This is a genomic window from Marivita sp. (assembly GCF_020055675.1).
GTDB lineage: Bacteria > Pseudomonadota > Alphaproteobacteria > Rhodobacterales > Rhodobacteraceae > Marivita.
Genome location: NZ_JAIPUS010000015.1, coordinates 17,456 through 34,001, shown reverse-complemented (window position 1 = coordinate 34,001; position 16,546 = coordinate 17,456). Strand labels below are relative to the sequence as shown.

Below are 16,546 nucleotides of genomic sequence, written 5' to 3'. Positions count from 1 at the left end.
GCAGCATATCAAGGGTGATCGGCATGGCACTTCCCGCGCGGGAGCAGGTCAAATACTGGGGCGTCGCGGCGGTCGTCCTGGGCGTGACATTGTGGGCGCTTGGCGATGTTCTCCTGCCATTTGTGCTGGGCGGTGCAATCGCCTATTTTCTCGATCCGGTGGCCGACAGGCTGGAAAGGCTGGGTGTCAGCCGGGTGACGGCGACGGCGCTCATTACCGTTGCGGGGATCGTTATCTTCGCGTTGCTGCTTTTGCTGGTGATCCCGTCGCTGGTGACCCAGGCGCTTGAGCTGTTCGACGTCGCGCCGACCCTTTTTGCCAATCTGCGCGATTTCCTGGTCGACCGCTTTCCCGAGCTGATGGATTCCGAAAGCCCGCTGCGCCAGTCGCTGATATCGGTCGGCGAGACGATCCAGTCGAAGGGTGGCGAATTGCTCAATACCGTGCTGAGTTCGGCGGCGGGGATCATCAATATCGTGATGCTTTTCGTGATCGTGCCGGTCGTGTCGGTGTACCTGTTGCTTGACTGGGACCGGATGGTGGCACGGATCGACGAATTGCTGCCGCGCGATCACGCGCCGGTGATCCGGCAATTGGCGGCGGATATCGACCGCACGCTGGCCAGTTTCATCCGCGGCATGGGCACCGTCTGTATCATCCTTGGCACCTATTACGCGGTGGCGCTGATGGTGATCGGGTTGCAGTTCGGTCTGGTCGTGGGGTTTGTCGCCGGATTGGTGACATTCATCCCCTACCTGGGCGCGCTGATCGGCGGCGCCTTGGCGATCGGTCTGGCGCTGTTCCAGTTCTGGGGCGACTGGCTGTCCATCGGGCTGGTTGCCGGCGTGTTCGTGCTGGGACAGGTGGTCGAGGGCAATGTGCTCACCCCCAAGCTGGTTGGGTCCTCGGTCGGGCTGCACCCGGTCTGGCTCTTGCTGTCGCTGACGGTGTTCGGCACGCTGTTTGGGTTTGTCGGGATGCTGGTCGCGGTGCCCCTGGCGGCGGCGATCGGGGTCCTGGCGCGCTTTGCCTCGCAACACTACCTCAACAGCCGGCTTTACCGCGGGTTGAGTGATCGGGACGCGCAATAATGCCCTTGCAGATGAAATTCGACATTCCGGCGCGCACCGCGCTGGGGCGCGGGGACTTTTACGTCACCCACAGCAATGCGGTGGCGCTGGGGCTGGTGGACACCTGGCCGAACTGGCCGAATGGCAAGCTGGTGCTGGTGGGACCGCAGGCATCGGGCAAGTCGCATCTGGGCCATGTCTGGTGCAACGACAGCGGCGGGCAGATGATCGCCGCCTCCGCGCTGGTACAGGCGGACGTGCCAAGCCTGGCGGATGCGCCGATCTGTGTCGAGGACGTGGAGGATATCGCCGGGGACCGCGCATCGGAAGAGGCGTTGTTCCACCTGCACAATCTTGTTTTGGCAACCGGTCATTCGATGCTTCTGACCGCGACGCGCCCGCCCTCGGGCTGGGCGTTGGGGTTGCCGGACCTGGCGAGCCGGATGGCCGGGACCACGGTGGCCAAGATGGCCGCGCCGGACGATATCCTGTTGTCGGCGGTTCTGGCCAAGCTGTTCGCCGACCGCCAGATCGTGCCGATGGCGGATGTGATCCCCTATCTCGTGCGCTGGATGCCGCGCTCCTTCGAGGCGGCGGGCCGGGTCGTGGCGCATCTGGACAGCGAAGCCTTGGGCACCCCGCGGGGCGTGACGCGCCGGCTTGCCCGCAAAGCGTTGGCAGAGCTTGAATTCCCGGAGGAGAATCCTGCACAGTAAAGCCCTGCCACGCTGTCCCGGTCTTGCGGGCGGCCTGTCACCAAACTGTCACGCGTCATCGCTAAGGGACCGCCCATGAACAGCGCCGATTTCCTGCACGCCCCCCGCCCTGCCCCGACAGCCAGCCCGGATCTTGACCTGACGGGGCCGGGCCGTTTCGTGAACCGCGAATTGTCCTGGCTGGGGTTCAACTGGCGGGTGCTGGAAGAGGCGGAGAACCCGCGCGTGCCGCTGCTCGAACGGCTGCGGTTCCTGTCGATCTCGGCGGCCAATCTGGATGAATTCTACACCGTGCGCGTGGCGGGCCTGCGCGAGCTGTCGCAGGGTGGCAATACCACGCCCGCGGCCGACGGGCTGACCCCGACGGCGCAGCTTGTGCTGATCAACGAGGATGCGCGCAAGCTGATGGCCGCCCAGCAGCGGGTGCTGGCCGATCTGCTGAAACGCATGGAGGCGGAGAATATCTCGGTGCTGTCGCGCGACGGTCTGACGGAGGCCGATCGCACGCATCTGGAGGACGTGTTCCTGCACCAGGTGTTTCCGGTGCTGTCGCCGCTGGCGATCGACCCGGCGCACCCCTTCCCGTTCATCGCCAATAACGGCTATTGCCTTGCCCTGCAGCTGCAACGCCAGAGCGACAGGTCGCAGCTTCAGGCTTTGTTGCCGATCCCCGGACAGGTGGAGCGGTTCATTGCCCTGCCGTCGGAGGCCGGGTCGCATCGGTTCATCCCGCTCGAAGATGTGCTTTTGCTGCATTTCGACCGGTTGTTTCCAGGCTACAAGCTGCGCGATCACTTTGGCTTCCGGGTGCTGCGCGACAGCGATATCGAGGTCGAGGAAGAGGCCGAGGACCTTGTTCGCGAATTCGAGGTAGCACTGAAACGGCGGCGGCGCGGCGAGGTGGTCCGGCTTACCCTGTCGGTGGGCGCCCCCACGGGGCTTCTGGACATCGTGATGCGCGAATTGCGCGTCAGCGGCGATGACGTGATCGAACTGGCGGGGATGATCGGCGCGGCAGACCTCAAGGAGCTGGTGCTGGATGCGCGGCCTGACCTGTTGTGGCCCAGTTTCAGCCCGCGGGTGCCGGAACGCGTGCAGGACCATGACGGCGACATGTTCGCCGCGATCCGGCAGAAGGACATGCTGCTGCATCACCCCTACGAGACCTTCGACATGGTGGTGCGCTTTCTTGAACAGGCGGCGCGCGATCCGAACGTGGTTGCGATCAAGCAGACGCTGTACCGCACATCGCGCCAGTCACCGATTGTCGCCGCGCTGTGCGAGGCAGCAGAGGATGGCAAGTCGGTCACCGCGCTGGTCGAGTTGAAGGCACGGTTCGACGAGGCGGCCAATATTCGTCAATCGCGGCGGCTGGAGCGCGCGGGGGCGCATGTGGTGTATGGGTTTCTTGACTGGAAGACCCATGCCAAGATTTCGATCGTGGTCCGGCGCGAGGGCGACAGGCTGGTGACCTATACCCACTATGGCACCGGCAATTACCACCCCATCACGGCCACCATCTATACCGATCTGAGCTTTTTCACCTGCGATGCCACCCTCGGCCGCGATGCGACCAAGGTGTTCAATTACCTGTCGGGCTATGCCCAGCCCGAAGGTTTGGAGAACCTCGCCATTTCGCCGCACTCGCTCAAGCCCAGGATGCTGGAGATGATCGAGGCCGAGATCGCCCACGCAAAGGCGGGCAAACCGGCGCATATCTGGATCAAGATGAATTCGCTGATCGAGCCTGACATGATCGACGCGCTTTACGCGGCAAGCCAGGCCGGGGTGCAGATCGACTGCGTGATCCGCGGCATTTGCGGTCTGCGTCCCGGTGTAAAAGGGCTGAGCGAGACCATCCGCGTCAAATCCATCGTGGGCCGGTTCCTTGAACATTCGCGGATCATCTGCTTCGGCAATGGCCACGGGCTGCCGCACAAGAAAGCGCGCGTGTTCATGTCCTCGGCGGATTGGATGGGCCGCAATCTGAACCGCCGGGTGGAAACTCTGGTGGAGATCGACAACCCCACTGTCAGGGCGCAGATCGTGAGCCAGATCATGGCGGCCAACCTCGCCGATGTGGCGCAAAGCTGGATCATGCAGCCGGACGGGTTTTTCACCCGCACGACATGGGAAGAAGGCGAGTTTGCCTTCAACTGCCACCGCTTTTTCATGGAAAACCCGTCGCTGTCCGGGCGCGGGTCGGCGGGGGCCGCGGATGTGCCGCATTTGACGCATGCGGACGAATGACGCGCGCCGCGCCCGGTCGCCGGACTGCCGGTGTGCTTGACGGGCCTGCCGCGCTTTGACAGTTTGAGACAACGCTGAACCGGGGATCCCATGGACGGACCTGTCGATTCCGATACCGATCTGCATGGGCCGTTTGGCCGTCCGATTTTTGAGGATCCGAAAGCGCGGGCGCTCAGCCGTGTCGGCGTTGTCGACATCGGATCGAACTCTGTCCGGTTGGTTGTCTTCGATGGCGCGGCGCGGTCCCCGGCGTATTTTTACAATGAAAAACTGATGTGCGCGCTTGGCGCGGGCATGTCCGAGACAGGACGGCTCAACCCGGAAGGACGGGACCGGGCGCTGAACGCGCTGAAGCGGTTCCAGGCGCTGGCCGAGGGTATGAGCCTGCCGCCCCTGAGCGTGGTTGCCACCGCCGCCGTGCGCGAGGCCGAGGACGGGCCGGATTTCCGCGAGGATGTGCTGCGCGAAACGGGTCTGCGGATCTGGGTGATCGGTGGCGAGGAAGAAGCCCGGCTGTCGGCCCAGGGTGTGCTTCTGGGGTGGCCCGGCAGCTATGGTCTGGTCTGCGATATCGGCGGTTCGTCCATGGAGCTGGCCGAGATTGCCGATGGCCGCGTCGGCCGGCGGGTGAGTTCCGACCTTGGCCCGCTGAAGCTGCGCGACACGAAGGGCGGCTTCAAGGCGCGCGACGCGCAGATCAAATCGGTGATGAAAGATCTGGCCGATCACATGGGCCCGCAGCGCGACAGGTTGTTTCTTGTCGGCGGATCATGGCGTGCGATTGCACGGGTCGACATGCATCGCCGGGGCTATCCGCTGCACGTTTTGCACGAATACCGGATGGACAAGAAATCGGTCAGCCAGACGGTGAAATACATCAAGTCCCAAGACCTTGACGAACTGCGGCAGGCCTGCGGCATTTCGAATTCCCGGATGGAGCTTGTGCCCTATGCGGCAGAGGTGCTCAAGCGCTTGGTGCAGACCTTTCGGCCCAAGGATATCGCGATTTCCAGTTATGGCATCCGCGAGGGGCTGCTCTATGAGCAGATGTCGCAGGAATTGCGCGACCGCGATCCACTGATCGAATCCTGCCGCTTTGCCGAGGCCAAGGATGCCCGTCTGCCCGGGTTCGGCAAGAAGCTGTTCCGCTTTGTCGCACCGCTGTTTTCGAAGTCGGACCCGGCCCGTTTGCGGTTGGTCAAGGCGGCCTGTCTGCTGCATGACGTGAGCTGGCGCGCCCACCCGGATTACCGGGCCGAAACCTGTTTCGACAACGCGACGCGCGCCAATCTGGGCGGGCTGAAGCATTCCGAGCGCGTGTTCCTGGGGCTTGCCCTGTTGCACCGCTACAAGAACAAGCGCCAGGGCACGCGGTTCGCCGATCTCGAAGGGCTGATTTCGGATCGCGCCACCCAGGAGGCCGAAGTTCTGGGCAAGGCGCTGCGCTTTGGCGCGATGCTGTGGATGTCGGACACGACGGCGGATGGCACCGCGCTGGACTGGCATCCACGCAAGAAACTGCTGCGATTGCGGCTGACCGAAGCCTCGGTGCCGCTTTATGGCGAGGTGGCGGAGGCCCGCTTCGCCTCGCTTGCGTCTTCGCTTGGTGCAGAGACCGAGATCGTCATCCGGCGCTAGCGGTGATGGCTTGCACAGGCGCTCAGAGCTCGGGGCCCCCTTGTTCGACCACGCGGCGGATGCGGCGAATGGCGAACCAGACCAGCAAGACTACCGGGACCGTGACCAAGGCGGTGATCAAGCCTTCGGTGATCCCGACCATCGCCGCCACCGGGTAAAGCATGTAACCGGCCAGGGACACCGCGTAGTAGCTGATCGCGACGACCGACAGGCCTTCGACGGTTTTTTGCAAGCGCAGTTGCATGTCAGCGCGGTGGTTCATGGATTCGAGCAATTGCTGGTTCTGGGCAGAGCGGGCCACCTCGACCCGTGTACGCAACAGGTTGCCGGCGCGGACGGCGCGTTCGGCCATGGTGGACAGGCGGTTCTCGGCGGATTTCACCGTGCGCATCGCCGGGTCATAGCGGCGGGTCATGAATTCGGCAAAGGTCTGGCGGCCCTCGAAGCGGGTTTCGCGCAGGACCGAGATGCGCTGCGCGACGATGGCTTCATAGGCCCAGGTGGCGCCGAAGCGGAAAGAGGTCTGGGCCGACAGGCTTTCCAGTTCGGCCGAAACCGAGAGCAGCGCCTTGAGACGGTCCTCTTCCTGGCCGTCGCCGTTGGTCATCGCGGCCATGAGGCGGTTGAGTTCATTGTCGATCTCGCCCATGCGGGGACCCAGTTCGCGCACCCGGCTGAAGCCGATCATCGACATCGTCTTGTAGGTTTCGATCTCGCACAGGCGTTGGACGATGCGGCCCACCCTGCGCTTGCCGATGCCGGGGCTGACGAACACGCCAAAGCGCAGGTGGCCCGCCGGGTCGATGCGGAAATCTCCCGCGATGATCGCATCGTCGTCCAGAACGCTGCTCACGGCGAGGCTCTCGGGGACGAACCAGTTCGACACCTGCTGCTTGATCTGGTCCTGGTCGGGGCGCGGTTCGACGCGGATGAGCGCCGAGGTGATGCGCACGCCGGGCGCGGCGGCCAGCCATTCCTCGGGAAACACCTCCATATCCGCCGGATCGAACGGCCGGTCGGAGACACCGTTGAGGAACACGGTATAGGTCACGAATTCGGTGTGCTGTTCCCATTTCAGCGTGTGCTGGCCCACCTGCCCGGAGAAATGCGTCGCCCCCGGTTGCGGATGGGCGGTACCATAGCGGTCGAGAAGCGCCTTGAGGTGGTCCAGATCGAGCGATTTGTCCCGTGCGGCGGCCGATTTGGGTTTCTTTATCGCCAGGTAAACCGCGCGGCACGGCGCTTCGAGTGAGGGGAACGGGCGCGCGTGCAGTTCGTTCGACAGGGTGTAGCGCAGGGGGTGATCTTCGATCGTGGCCATGGTTCAGACTTTCGACATTTCCCCCTACGTAAGTTCGAGCCTGCGGCAAGTAAAGGAAATTTCCATGGATTTCAATATTTTACCGGTATCCAATTGTATGCCGGCCGGCCCTGCCCAAGGGATAGGCGAACAGAGCCATACCAGGCAATGATGCGGATCGATCCTGGATGGACCGGCCTGGACGCCCTCGTTGACAGGGGGAGGTTCAACGTCGCGCCGCGATGCCTGCGGACAGGCAGACGTGGGGTCAGGTCTCAATCGCGTTCGACAGTTCCATCGCGATCGAGCCAGAGCAGGTAGCCATATATCCCCCCAAGAGAGACGATGGCCGCTGCCAGCCCGAGCAGGAGAAATCCGGAAACGGCCTCCAACTCGATGACAATGAGCTTTCTCACGACCGCGAGGATACCGATCACCAGGACGATGCGAACCTGCCCGAAGCCACGCTGCCCGGTGATCATGAGTTTCACCGAATGGGCCAGCTCCAACGCGATGATTGCACCGAGCAGGGCATCGAAGACGCGCTGAAGCGTCGCGTAGGAGGTGCCATCCATCGTGCCGAGAAAAACCTCGCCGGTCAGGCGCAGGAAGGAGAAGGTCGCGATGACGATCACCACGGAGGTGCCCAGCAGAAGCAACAGGGCGATGACGTTCGAGAACCGATCATAAGCGGCGCTGACAAAGTCCATCATAAGCGCAGGAGCCCCTTTTTCGCCGTTTCGCAATCAAACATTGCGTAACCTAGATCATCACGGCCCAGCAACCAGTCGGACGCCCGGCAACGCAGGGCGCCGGTCGCATGGCGACCCGTCCCGCTGACATGGTCCGGGCATAAAAAAAGCCCCGGTCACTAGAACCGGGGCTTTCTGTCGGGACTGTCGGACGGGTCAGCTGATCCGGGCCAGCAGGTCCTCGAGCGATTTCTTGGCGTCGCCGTAGAACATCCGCGTGTTTTCCTTGAAGAAGAGCGGGTTCTCGATGCCCGAATAGCCGGTGCCCTGCCCGCGTTTGGACACGAAGACCTGCTTGGCCTTCCAGCATTCCAGAACCGGCATGCCGGCGATGGGGCTGTTGGGATCGTCCTGCGCGGCCGGGTTCACGATGTCGTTCGAGCCGATGACGATGGCAACATCCGTGTCCGGGAAATCGTCGTTGATCTCGTCCATTTCGAGCACGATGTCGTAGGGCACCTTGGCCTCGGCCAGAAGCACGTTCATGTGGCCGGGCAGACGGCCCGCGACCGGGTGGATCGCAAAGCGCACCGATTTGCCCTGCGCGCGCAGGCGACGGGTCAGTTCAGCCACGTTCTGCTGAGCCTGCGCCACCGCCATGCCGTAGCCCGGAATGATGATGATGCTGTCGGCCTCGTCCAGCGCGTTGGCCACGCCGTCGGCGTCGATCGCAACCTGTTCGCCATCCACCGCCATTTGTTCGCCGGCCGCGCCGCCAAAGCCGCCCAGGATCACGGAGATGAAGCTGCGGTTCATCGCCTTGCACATGATGTAGGACAGGATCGCACCGGAGGACCCGACAAGCGCGCCGACGACGATCAGAAGATCATTGCCGAGGCTGAAGCCGATGGCCGCCGCCGCCCAGCCGGAATAGCTGTTGAGCATGGAGACCACGACCGGCATGTCCGCCCCGCCGATGCCCATGATCAGGTGATACCCGATGAAGAGCGCCAGCAGGGTCAGCAGGACCAGCGTCCAGCTTCCGGCGTCGCTCATGTACAGGACGGCCAGCAGCAGCGACAGCCCGGCGGCGGCCGCGTTCAGCAGGTGCCCGCCGGGCAGTTTCTTGGCCGACGTGTCTACCTTGCCCGCCAGTTTGCCGTAGGCGATCACCGAGCCGGTGAAGGTCACGGCGCCGATCCAGATACCGAGCATCAGTTCGACGCGCAGGATGCCGATCTCGACGCCCGATTTCTTGGCAATGAGCTGTCCGAAGGATGACAGCCCGTCGTGGATCTCCTTGGGCAAGCCGATGGCCGTGTACCCATCCTCGCCGACCGCGCCGAGAACCAGCCCGTTGGCGTCGTAGATGTCAGCGACGTTGTTGATCATAATGTCGGCATTGAAGCCGACAAAAACCGCCGCGAGGCCAACGAGACTGTGCATGATCGCCACAAGCTCGGGCATCTGGGTCATCTGCACGCGCATTGCGAGCTGATATCCGACAGCCGCGCCCAGCGCGATGAGCACGAGCGAGACGATGAACAGCCCCTGCCCCGGTCCGATGAGAGTCGCGACAACCGCAATGGCCATCCCGGCGATGCCGTACCAGACGGCACGCTTGGCGCTTTCCTGTCCGCTCAGCCCGCCGAGCGACAGGATGAAGAGAACCGCTGCGACCGCATAGGCCGCGATGGTGAATCCGAATTCCATGATGCCTGCCCCCTTAGGATTTCTGGAACATGGCGAGCATGCGCCGTGTCACGAGGAAGCCGCCGAAGATGTTGATCGAGGCCATGAAGATACCCAGCGCCGCCAGAAGCGTGATCAAGAGCGAACTTGACCCAATCTGGATCAGGGCACCGAGAATGATGATCGAGGAAATCGCGTTGGTCACCGCCATGAGCGGTGTGTGCAGGCTGTGTGCCACACCCCAGATCACCTGGAATCCGATGAACACCGAGAGAAGGAACACGATGAAGTGCTGCATGAAGCTGGCCGGGGCGATCAGCCCGACGCCAAGCACCAGCGCCGCCCCGATGGCCAGAAGCGTGACCTGTTGCTTGGTCTGCGCCTTGAAGGCGGTGATTTCCTGTTCGCGCTTTTCCTCGGGCGTCAGTTCCTTGACCTTTTCCTTGGGCTGGGCGGCAATCGCTTGCACCTTGGGAGGGGGTGGCGGGAAGGTCACCTCTTTTTCATGCGCGATGGTCGCGCCGCGGATCACGTCATCTTCCATGTCGTGCACGATCTGCCCGTCTTTTTCCGGGGTCAGGTCGGTCATCAGGTGGCGGATGTTGGTTGCGTACAGGTTGGACGACTGCGTGGCCATGCGGCTGGGGAAATCGGTATAGCCGATGATCGTCACACCGTTGTCGGTGACGATCTTTTCATCCATCACGGTGAGTTTGCAGTTGCCACCCTTTTCCGCGGCCAGGTCGATGATCACCGATCCGGGCTTCATCGCCTCGACCATGTCCTTGGTCCAAAGCTCGGGCGCTTCGCGGTTCGGGATCAGGGCCGTGGTGATCACGATGTCCATCTCGGGGGCCAGTTCGCGGAATTTCGCAAGCTGTGCCGCGGTAAATTCCGGCGAGGACACAGACGCATAGCCGCCCGAGGCGGAGCCATCCTGCTGGTCTTCCTCGAAATCGAGAAAGACGAATTCCGCGCCCATCGATTCGACCTGTTCGGCGACTTCGGGGCGCACGTCGAAGGCATATGTGATCGCCCCCAAGGAGGTCGATGTGCCGATGGCGGCAAGGCCTGCGACGCCCGCGCCGACCACCAGAACCTTGGCGGGCGGCACCTTGCCGGCTGCGGTGATCTGGCCGGTGAAGAAGCGGCCGAAGTTGTTGCCCGCCTCGATCACGGCGCGGTAGCCCGCGATATTGGCCATCGACGACAACGCGTCCATCTTCTGGGCGCGGCTGATGCGCGGCACCATGTCCATCGCGATGACAGAGGTGCCCTGATCGGCGGCTTGCTTCATCAGGTCCTCGTTCTGGGCGGGCCAGAACATCGAGATGAGAAGCTGCCCCTCGCGCGATTTCTTCAGCTCGGCCTCGGTGGGCGGGCGCACCTTGGCCACCACATCCGCGGCTGTCCAAAGTGCGGCGGCGGTTTCGGCAACCTCGACACCGGCCTCTTGGTAGGTTGCGTCATTGTACCCTGCGGCGTCCCCCGCACCGGTTTCGATGATGCAGTCATACCCCAGCTTTTGCAGCTGACGGGCGGAGTCCGGGGTCATGGCAACGCGTGCCTCCCCCTTCATCACTTCCTTTGGCGTCCCGATTTTCACCTGAACCGTCCCCCTTTTGCTTCGTTCCGAAGTGCCGTTGCGGCAGTTAGTTTGTCGGCGATGGGTCTACAAGGCAGACCTGAGGCGCACAATGCTCCCACCGTAAACCGCTGATCTAGAACAGTTGGGCACCAACGGCTAGAGCCAACGACGTGTTTGTTTCTCGTAGCGCGCAAAATCCGCACGAAAATTTCGCCGCAAGCGCTTTTCTTCCGCCAGGATGAAATGTTTTTCGGTCCACCAGACGAAAAGCGGAATCAACGGGAGCGATAGCACCGCGTCCCAGTAAAGGATCATCCCTGTCAGGATCAGCGAATCAGCGAGGTAGATCGGGTTGCGCGAGCGTTTGAAAATGCCGCTGGTGACAAGGGTGTCGGGTGTCTCGTGGGGCATGATCGTGGTGCTGTGGCGGCGCATTTCATAGGCGGCCAGCCCGATCAGGACGATCCCTCCGCCCACCAGAAGACCGCCGAGAAGGTCAGCCCAGGCCGGGCCGAAGCTCAGCCCGAAACCGTGGTAGGTCTTTTGCCACCAGGCGATGGCAAGCGCGGCGCAGAGCCAGACAGGCGGGATGTCGATCCATTTCATCATGCAACGGGCATAGCAAAGCCCGCTGCCCGGCGCGAGGCTGGTTGGATGGACAAAAAGCCGCTTGGGGCGCGGCGGTGCGTTACATCTTGATGCAGCCGAGGATCTCGTTCTTGGGGATGCGCGCCACCATCACGCCGCCCTTGACGCGCTTGACGTGGTACCCGTAGCCCCGCATCCGGAATTTCCATTCCGCATCCGAGACGGTCTTTTCGCGTTCCGACACTAGAAAGTGCCGCAGTTGGCCCAGATCGGGCCTGGAAGTGGTTTCGGCAAACATGCTGGTCTCCTCATACGCTACCTGCCTGTTTGTGGTCCCGGAATGTGTTCGATTTGCGAACTGAAAACGGTAATTTTCTGAAAGCGAAACAATGTGGATCGCCCGGATCGCGGTGCCGCCTGATTGCCTCCGCCGCGTCACTCAACCCTTTGTTTCGTTGACTGTCGGGGTGCGGTGCACATTGCGCAAACGGGCCTCGCGCCAGGTTATGAAGACCACAGACGCCATGATCACACCACCTCCGAGAATCACCCAGGGATCGGCCGGTTCGGCAAAGAACAGCATCCCGACAAGCACCGACCACACCAGTTGCAGGAAGGTGACCGGCTGCGTGACGGTGACCGGTGCGGCGGCAAATGCCAGCGTCATGGCGTAATGCCCCGCGGTGGCGAAACAGGCGACACCGGCCAACACCGCAAGGTCGGCCAAGTCCGGGGTGACCCAGACAGCGAAAGCGAAGGGGGCCAGCCCGATGGTGACGGTCACCGACAGCAGCGCCACGACGATGCTCGCGGGAAGTTCGCCGGACAGAATCTTGGCGATCAGGTAGCTGCCGGCGAAAAAAAGCGCTGTGCCCAGCATCGCGATATGGCCAAGGTCGAGTTCCCGAAAGCCGGGGCGCAGGATGATCAACGCGCCAACCAGGGCCGCCACGACCGCCATGGCCCGGCGCAGGGCCAGCGTTTCGCCCAGGACGAACACCGCCAGGATCGTCACGTAGACGGGGTTGAGGTAATTCATCGCCGTGACTTCGGCGATCGGGATGCGCGTCATCGCGAAAAACCACAGGATCACACCCAGCGAATGCGCCAACCCGCGCATGGCAAAAAGCTTTTTTTGCCGGGAGGTGAGTCGCACCGCGACCAATTCGCGCCAGACCGGGATCAGGAAGACCAGTCCGATGACGTAGCGCAGGAAGGCCGATTCGGCCGCCGGGATTCTTTGGCCCAGTGTTTTCACAAGCGCCGTGACAGCGACAAAGCACAGGCCCGTCACGATCATCCAGAAGATGCCTTTGACCGGGTTGCTCGTGCTGTCGGGGGAAATCGAGGCGCTCATCCCCGCAATGGACAGAAACGCGGGCAGAAGTGCAAGGGGGGTAGAGACTTCGGGGAAAGGCAAGAGACGACCGGGATACGGCGTCAAGAGCCACGCCCGCAGCGGGTGGCGTCATCCAGGGGTGTGACGGTGCCGACAAAAGGACAGCGCCTTGGTCACATCAGCAGCAGTTTTGCCGCGATGGCCCACATGACCAGCGCGATGACAAGGTCCAGAGCCTGCCACGCCCGCGGCCTTGCAAAGACCGGGGCGAGGAGCCCTGCGCCGTAGCCGAGCGAGAAAAAGAAAACAAAACTCGCGGTCATCGCGCCCAGCGCGAAATTCAATCGGTCCTCGTATTGCGCCGCCACCGCGCCCAGCAGCACGACCGTGTCGAGGTAAACATGCGGGTTGAGCCATGTCAGCGCGAGGCACGTCAGCAACGCGCGCCGCAGCGACCCGGCCGCCCCGGAGGCTTGCATCGCCTGGCCGCCACGCCATGCGTTGCGCAGGGTGCGCGCGCCGTACCAGATCAGGAACGCCGCACCGAAAAGGCGCATCGCCAGTTCCAGGCCCGGTATGGCCCGGGTCAGCGCACCGAACCCCGCGACCCCGGCGGCAATCAGGATGGCGTCGGACAGGGCGCAGGTCAGGCAGACCGCGAAGACATGCGATCGCATCAGCCCCTGCCGCAGGACAAAGGCGTTCTGCCCCCCGATGGCGAGGATCAGCGAAAAGCCGAGAGCGAAGCCGGCCAGCGCCGTCGCCATTCAGAGCGTCCTCCAGCCGATATCCCGGCGGCAGACACCCTGCGGCCAATCGACCTGATCGATCATCGCGTAGGCGCGGTCGCGGGCCTCTTGCAGGGTCGCGCCGCGTGCCGTGGCGTTCAGAACCCGGCCGCCGCTGGCGGTGATCCGGCCGTCCTGTTCCGTTGTTCCGGCGTGGAACATCATCTGGAAACTGTCCTCGGGCAGCGCGTCCAGCCCGCCGATCAGAGTGCCTTTTTCATAGCTGCCGGGGTATCCCTTGGCGGCCATCACAACGGTCATGGCATGGTCGTCGGCCCAGTTCACGCGCGCCTCGGCCAATCGTCCCTCTGCGCAGGCGTGCATCAGGTCAAACGCCTGCGCGCCCAGACGCATCATCAGCGCCTGGCATTCGGGATCACCGAACCGCACATTGTATTCCACGAGGCGCGGCTGCCCGTCTTCGATCATCAGGCCCGCGTAAAGCACGCCCTGATACGGTGTGCCGCGCCTTGTCATTTCTTCCATCGTCGGCGTGATGATTTCTGACAGTGCCTTGTCGGCGATGGCGTCGGTCAGCACAGGCGCGGGGGAATAGGCCCCCATGCCGCCAGTGTTTGGCCCGGTGTCGCCCTCGCCCGCGCGCTTGTGGTCCTGTGCCGTGCCGATCGGCAGAACATCGGTGCCATCGCAGAGCACGAAGAACGACGCCTCTTCGCCTCTCATGACTTCCTCGATCACCACTTCGGCCCCGGCGCCGCCGAAGGCGCCACCGAACATGTCGTCGATGGCGGCCTCGGCCTCAGCCACCGTCTCGGCGATGATCACGCCCTTGCCCGCGGCCAGACCATCGGCCTTGACGACGATCGGCGCGCCCTCGCGGTGCACATACGCCTTGGCGCTGGCGGCGTCGGTGAAGTGGCCATAGGCGGCGGTGGGCGCGCCGGCCGCGTCGCAGATTTCCTTGGTGAAGGCTTTGGAGGCTTCGAGCTTTGCCGCCGCCTGCGAGGGGCCGAACACCAGCAGCCCCGCATCGCGCAAACGGTCGGCGACGCCGGCGGCCAATGGCGCCTCGGGACCTATGATCACGAATTCGATGTTGTTTTCCACGGCGAAACTGGCCACCGCGCCGCCGTTTTCGATGTCCAGCGCGGCGCAATCGGCAATCATGGCGATTCCCGCGTTGCCCGGCGCAACGATGAGCTTGTCGCATTTGGGGTTCTGCATCACCGCCCAGGCGAGGCTGTGTTCGCGCCCACCGCCTCCTAGGATGAGAATATTCATGGGCACGCTCCGTCTTCACCTTCGGTTGCAGGCGTTCTAGGATCGCCGCCAGAGAAGCGCAAGCGAGGCTGCATGTCAGACCTGATCGACGATCCCCGGCCCGGGCAGAACCTGCCGGAATATTCCGTGACCGAAGTCTCGGGGGCGGTGAAGAAAACGTTGGAAGGCGCATTCGGCCGCATCCGCGTGCGCGGCGAGGTCGGGCGTGTGTTCACCGCACGCTCGGGCCACCTCTATTACGACGTGAAAGACGACCGCAACGTGTTGGCCTGCACCACGTGGAAGGGCCAGGTGTCGAACCTGTCGGTGGTCCCCGAGGAGGGGCTGGAGGTTGTCGTCACAGGGCGCATGACCTCGTTCGGCGGGCAGTCGAAATACAACCTGAATGTCGATGAGGTGACCGTCGCGGGCGAAGGCGCGTTGATGGCGATGCTGGAAAAGCGCAAGAAGGCCTATGCAGCAGAAGGCTTGTTCGACGCCGGTCGCAAGCGCAGGCTGCCCTATCTGCCGGATATCATCGGGGTCATCACCTCGCCCTCGGGCGCGGTGATCCGCGACATCCTGCACCGGCTGCGCGACCGGTTCCCCCGCAAGGTCCTGGTCTGGCCCGTCGCCGTGCAGGGCGCCGCCTGCGCGCCGGATGTGGCGCAGGCGATTGCCGGGTTCAACGGGCTCACGTCCGGTGGCGCCCTGCCGCGCCCGGACCTGTTGATCGTGGCCCGGGGAGGCGGCAGCATCGAGGATCTCTGGGGGTTCAACGAGGACGCCGTGGTCCGCGCCGCCGCAGCGTCGGAGATCCCGTTGATATCGGCCGTGGGGCACGAGACGGACACGACCCTGATCGACCATGTGGCGGACCAGCGGGCCCCGACGCCGACGGCGGCCGCGGAGATCGCGGTGCCGGTGCGGCTGGACCTGTTGGGCTGGGTCGGCGACCAGCACGCGCGGATGGCGCGCGCGGTATCGCAGCGCATGCAGACCCGCGACCAGCGTCTGCGCGACATGGCGCGCGCCCTGCCCCGGCCGGACATGCTGCTGTCGGGGCCCACGCAGCGGCTGGACCTGATGTCGGACCGGCTGCCGCGCGCGCTCACCCGGTCGGTGGACCTGCGGCGGGGGCGCCTGATCGAAGCCGCCGCATCGCTCCGGCCCTCGCTTTTGTCGCGCGGCCTGGCCGAACAGCAGCGGCGATATGACCAGACCGGGTCACGTCTGGCGCCGGGCCTGTCGCGCGTTGTGGACACCAAGCGCGAGGCGCTGGCCCGGCGGGCGGACCGGCTCAACGTGAGCCAGATCAACCGCGATCTGGCCACGCGGCGCGAGCGGTTCGAGGCACTGGCGCGGCGTTTGTCGGGTGCGGGCCAGGCGCAGGTGCGCGATTGGCGCACGCGGCTGGACGCGATGGAGCGGCTGCGCGAAACCCTGGGCTACAAGGAAACACTGAAGCGCGGCTATGCGGTGGTGCGCGGCGATGACGCGGTGGTCACCCGCAAAGAAACCGCTGCGACCGCCAGCGTGCTGGAAATCGAATTTGCCGATGGGCGTTTGAAACTGGGCGCCGCGGCCGCCACGGGGGCCAGGCCAGCGGCCAAACCCAAGCCGAAACCGCCGGAACAAGGGTCTCTTTTTTGAGGCCGGGTGAC

Annotated in this window: 14 protein-coding genes; 5 read left to right on the top strand and 9 right to left on the bottom strand. The window is 63.9% G+C overall.

Translation table 11 applies throughout. The features are described from left to right. The first annotated feature begins 23 nt into the window (after positions 1-23). The 4 genes from LCF59_RS11265 (at position 24) to LCF59_RS11250 (ending at position 5,674) form a co-directional block, all read left to right on the top strand. On the top strand, positions 24-1,091 hold the full coding sequence (locus LCF59_RS11265) for an AI-2E family transporter (protein WP_292287569.1): 1,068 nt from the start codon (positions 24-26) through the stop codon (positions 1,089-1,091). Beyond that, complete coding sequence (locus tag LCF59_RS11260; protein ID WP_292287568.1) at positions 1,091-1,786, top strand: DnaA/Hda family protein; 696 nt, start codon at positions 1,091-1,093, stop codon at positions 1,784-1,786. Before LCF59_RS11265 ends, LCF59_RS11260 begins: the two co-directional genes overlap by 1 nt. A gap of 75 nt (positions 1,787-1,861) precedes the next feature. After that, complete coding sequence (locus LCF59_RS11255) at positions 1,862-4,036, top strand: RNA degradosome polyphosphate kinase (protein WP_292287567.1); 2,175 nt, start codon at positions 1,862-1,864, stop codon at positions 4,034-4,036. 90 nt (positions 4,037-4,126) lie between these two features. Beyond that, a complete protein-coding gene (locus LCF59_RS11250; RefSeq protein ID WP_292287566.1) occupies positions 4,127-5,674 on the top strand; it encodes a Ppx/GppA family phosphatase in 1,548 nt (515 codons plus the stop codon). Positions 5,675-5,696: 22 nt separating this feature from the next. Here the strand turns inward: LCF59_RS11250 and LCF59_RS11245 are convergent, their stop codons facing one another. The 9 genes from LCF59_RS11245 to purD form a co-directional block, all read right to left on the bottom strand. After that, complete coding sequence (locus tag LCF59_RS11245) at positions 5,697-6,995, bottom strand: DUF3422 family protein (RefSeq protein WP_292287565.1); 1,299 nt, start codon at positions 6,993-6,995, stop codon at positions 5,697-5,699. Positions 6,996-7,249: 254 nt separating this feature from the next. Next, the gene (locus LCF59_RS11240) at positions 7,250-7,687 is read right to left on the bottom strand and encodes a phosphate-starvation-inducible PsiE family protein (RefSeq protein WP_292287564.1); all 438 of its coding nucleotides are present in this window, start codon (positions 7,685-7,687) and stop codon (positions 7,250-7,252) included. A 195-nt stretch (positions 7,688-7,882) separates the two neighbouring features. Next, a complete protein-coding gene (locus tag LCF59_RS11235) occupies positions 7,883-9,379 on the bottom strand; it encodes an NAD(P)(+) transhydrogenase (Re/Si-specific) subunit beta (protein WP_292287563.1) in 1,497 nt (498 codons plus the stop codon). Positions 9,380-9,392: 13 nt separating this feature from the next. After that, positions 9,393-10,964 (bottom strand): Re/Si-specific NAD(P)(+) transhydrogenase subunit alpha, encoded by a 1,572-nt coding sequence (locus LCF59_RS11230; RefSeq protein WP_292287562.1) that lies wholly within the window; start codon positions 10,962-10,964, stop codon positions 9,393-9,395. Positions 10,965-11,102: 138 nt separating this feature from the next. Continuing rightward, a complete protein-coding gene (locus tag LCF59_RS11225) occupies positions 11,103-11,555 on the bottom strand; it encodes an isoprenylcysteine carboxylmethyltransferase family protein (protein WP_292287561.1) in 453 nt (150 codons plus the stop codon). Positions 11,556-11,634: 79 nt separating this feature from the next. After that, positions 11,635-11,832 (bottom strand): hypothetical protein, encoded by a 198-nt coding sequence (locus tag LCF59_RS11220; RefSeq protein WP_292287560.1) that lies wholly within the window; start codon positions 11,830-11,832, stop codon positions 11,635-11,637. Between the two features lie 141 nt (positions 11,833-11,973). Continuing rightward, positions 11,974-12,891, bottom strand: a complete 918-nt coding sequence (locus tag LCF59_RS11215; protein ID WP_292287608.1) for a DMT family transporter — start codon at positions 12,889-12,891, stop codon at positions 11,974-11,976. A 155-nt stretch (positions 12,892-13,046) separates the two neighbouring features. After that, a complete protein-coding gene (locus tag LCF59_RS11210) occupies positions 13,047-13,640 on the bottom strand; it encodes a LysE/ArgO family amino acid transporter (protein WP_292287559.1) in 594 nt (197 codons plus the stop codon). Further along, positions 13,641-14,903: a phosphoribosylamine--glycine ligase gene (gene purD / locus LCF59_RS11205; protein WP_292287558.1), complete on the bottom strand. Its 1,263-nt coding sequence runs from the start codon at positions 14,901-14,903 to the stop codon at positions 13,641-13,643. A gap of 72 nt (positions 14,904-14,975) precedes the next feature. Between purD and xseA the strand changes: the two genes are divergently transcribed. Further along, on the top strand, positions 14,976-16,535 hold the full coding sequence (gene xseA / locus LCF59_RS11200; RefSeq protein WP_292287557.1) for an exodeoxyribonuclease VII large subunit: 1,560 nt from the start codon (positions 14,976-14,978) through the stop codon (positions 16,533-16,535). Positions 16,536-16,546 lie beyond the last annotated feature (11 nt).

Excerpts from the sequence above, each read along its gene's own strand:
- LCF59_RS11265 (WP_292287569.1), top strand. The coding sequence starts at position 24 with ATGGCACTTCCCGCGCGGGAGCAGGTCAAATACTGGGGCGTCGCGGCG.
- LCF59_RS11260 (WP_292287568.1), top strand. The coding sequence starts at position 1,091 with ATGCCCTTGCAGATGAAATTCGACATTCCGGCGCGCACCGCGCTGGGG.
- LCF59_RS11255 (WP_292287567.1), top strand. The coding sequence starts at position 1,862 with ATGAACAGCGCCGATTTCCTGCACGCCCCCCGCCCTGCCCCGACAGCC.
- LCF59_RS11250 (WP_292287566.1), top strand. The coding sequence starts at position 4,127 with ATGGACGGACCTGTCGATTCCGATACCGATCTGCATGGGCCGTTTGGC.
- LCF59_RS11245 (WP_292287565.1), bottom strand. The coding sequence starts at position 6,995 with ATGGCCACGATCGAAGATCACCCCCTGCGCTACACCCTGTCGAACGAA.
- LCF59_RS11240 (WP_292287564.1), bottom strand. The coding sequence starts at position 7,687 with ATGATGGACTTTGTCAGCGCCGCTTATGATCGGTTCTCGAACGTCATC.
- LCF59_RS11235 (WP_292287563.1), bottom strand. The coding sequence starts at position 9,379 with ATGGAATTCGGATTCACCATCGCGGCCTATGCGGTCGCAGCGGTTCTC.
- LCF59_RS11225 (WP_292287561.1), bottom strand. The coding sequence starts at position 11,555 with ATGATGAAATGGATCGACATCCCGCCTGTCTGGCTCTGCGCCGCGCTT.
- LCF59_RS11220 (WP_292287560.1), bottom strand. The coding sequence starts at position 11,832 with ATGTTTGCCGAAACCACTTCCAGGCCCGATCTGGGCCAACTGCGGCAC.
- LCF59_RS11215 (WP_292287608.1), bottom strand. The coding sequence starts at position 12,891 with ATGAGCGCCTCGATTTCCCCCGACAGCACGAGCAACCCGGTCAAAGGC.
- LCF59_RS11210 (WP_292287559.1), bottom strand. The coding sequence starts at position 13,640 with ATGGCGACGGCGCTGGCCGGCTTCGCTCTCGGCTTTTCGCTGATCCTC.
- purD (WP_292287558.1), bottom strand. The coding sequence starts at position 14,903 with ATGAATATTCTCATCCTAGGAGGCGGTGGGCGCGAACACAGCCTCGCC.
- xseA (WP_292287557.1), top strand. The coding sequence starts at position 14,976 with ATGTCAGACCTGATCGACGATCCCCGGCCCGGGCAGAACCTGCCGGAA.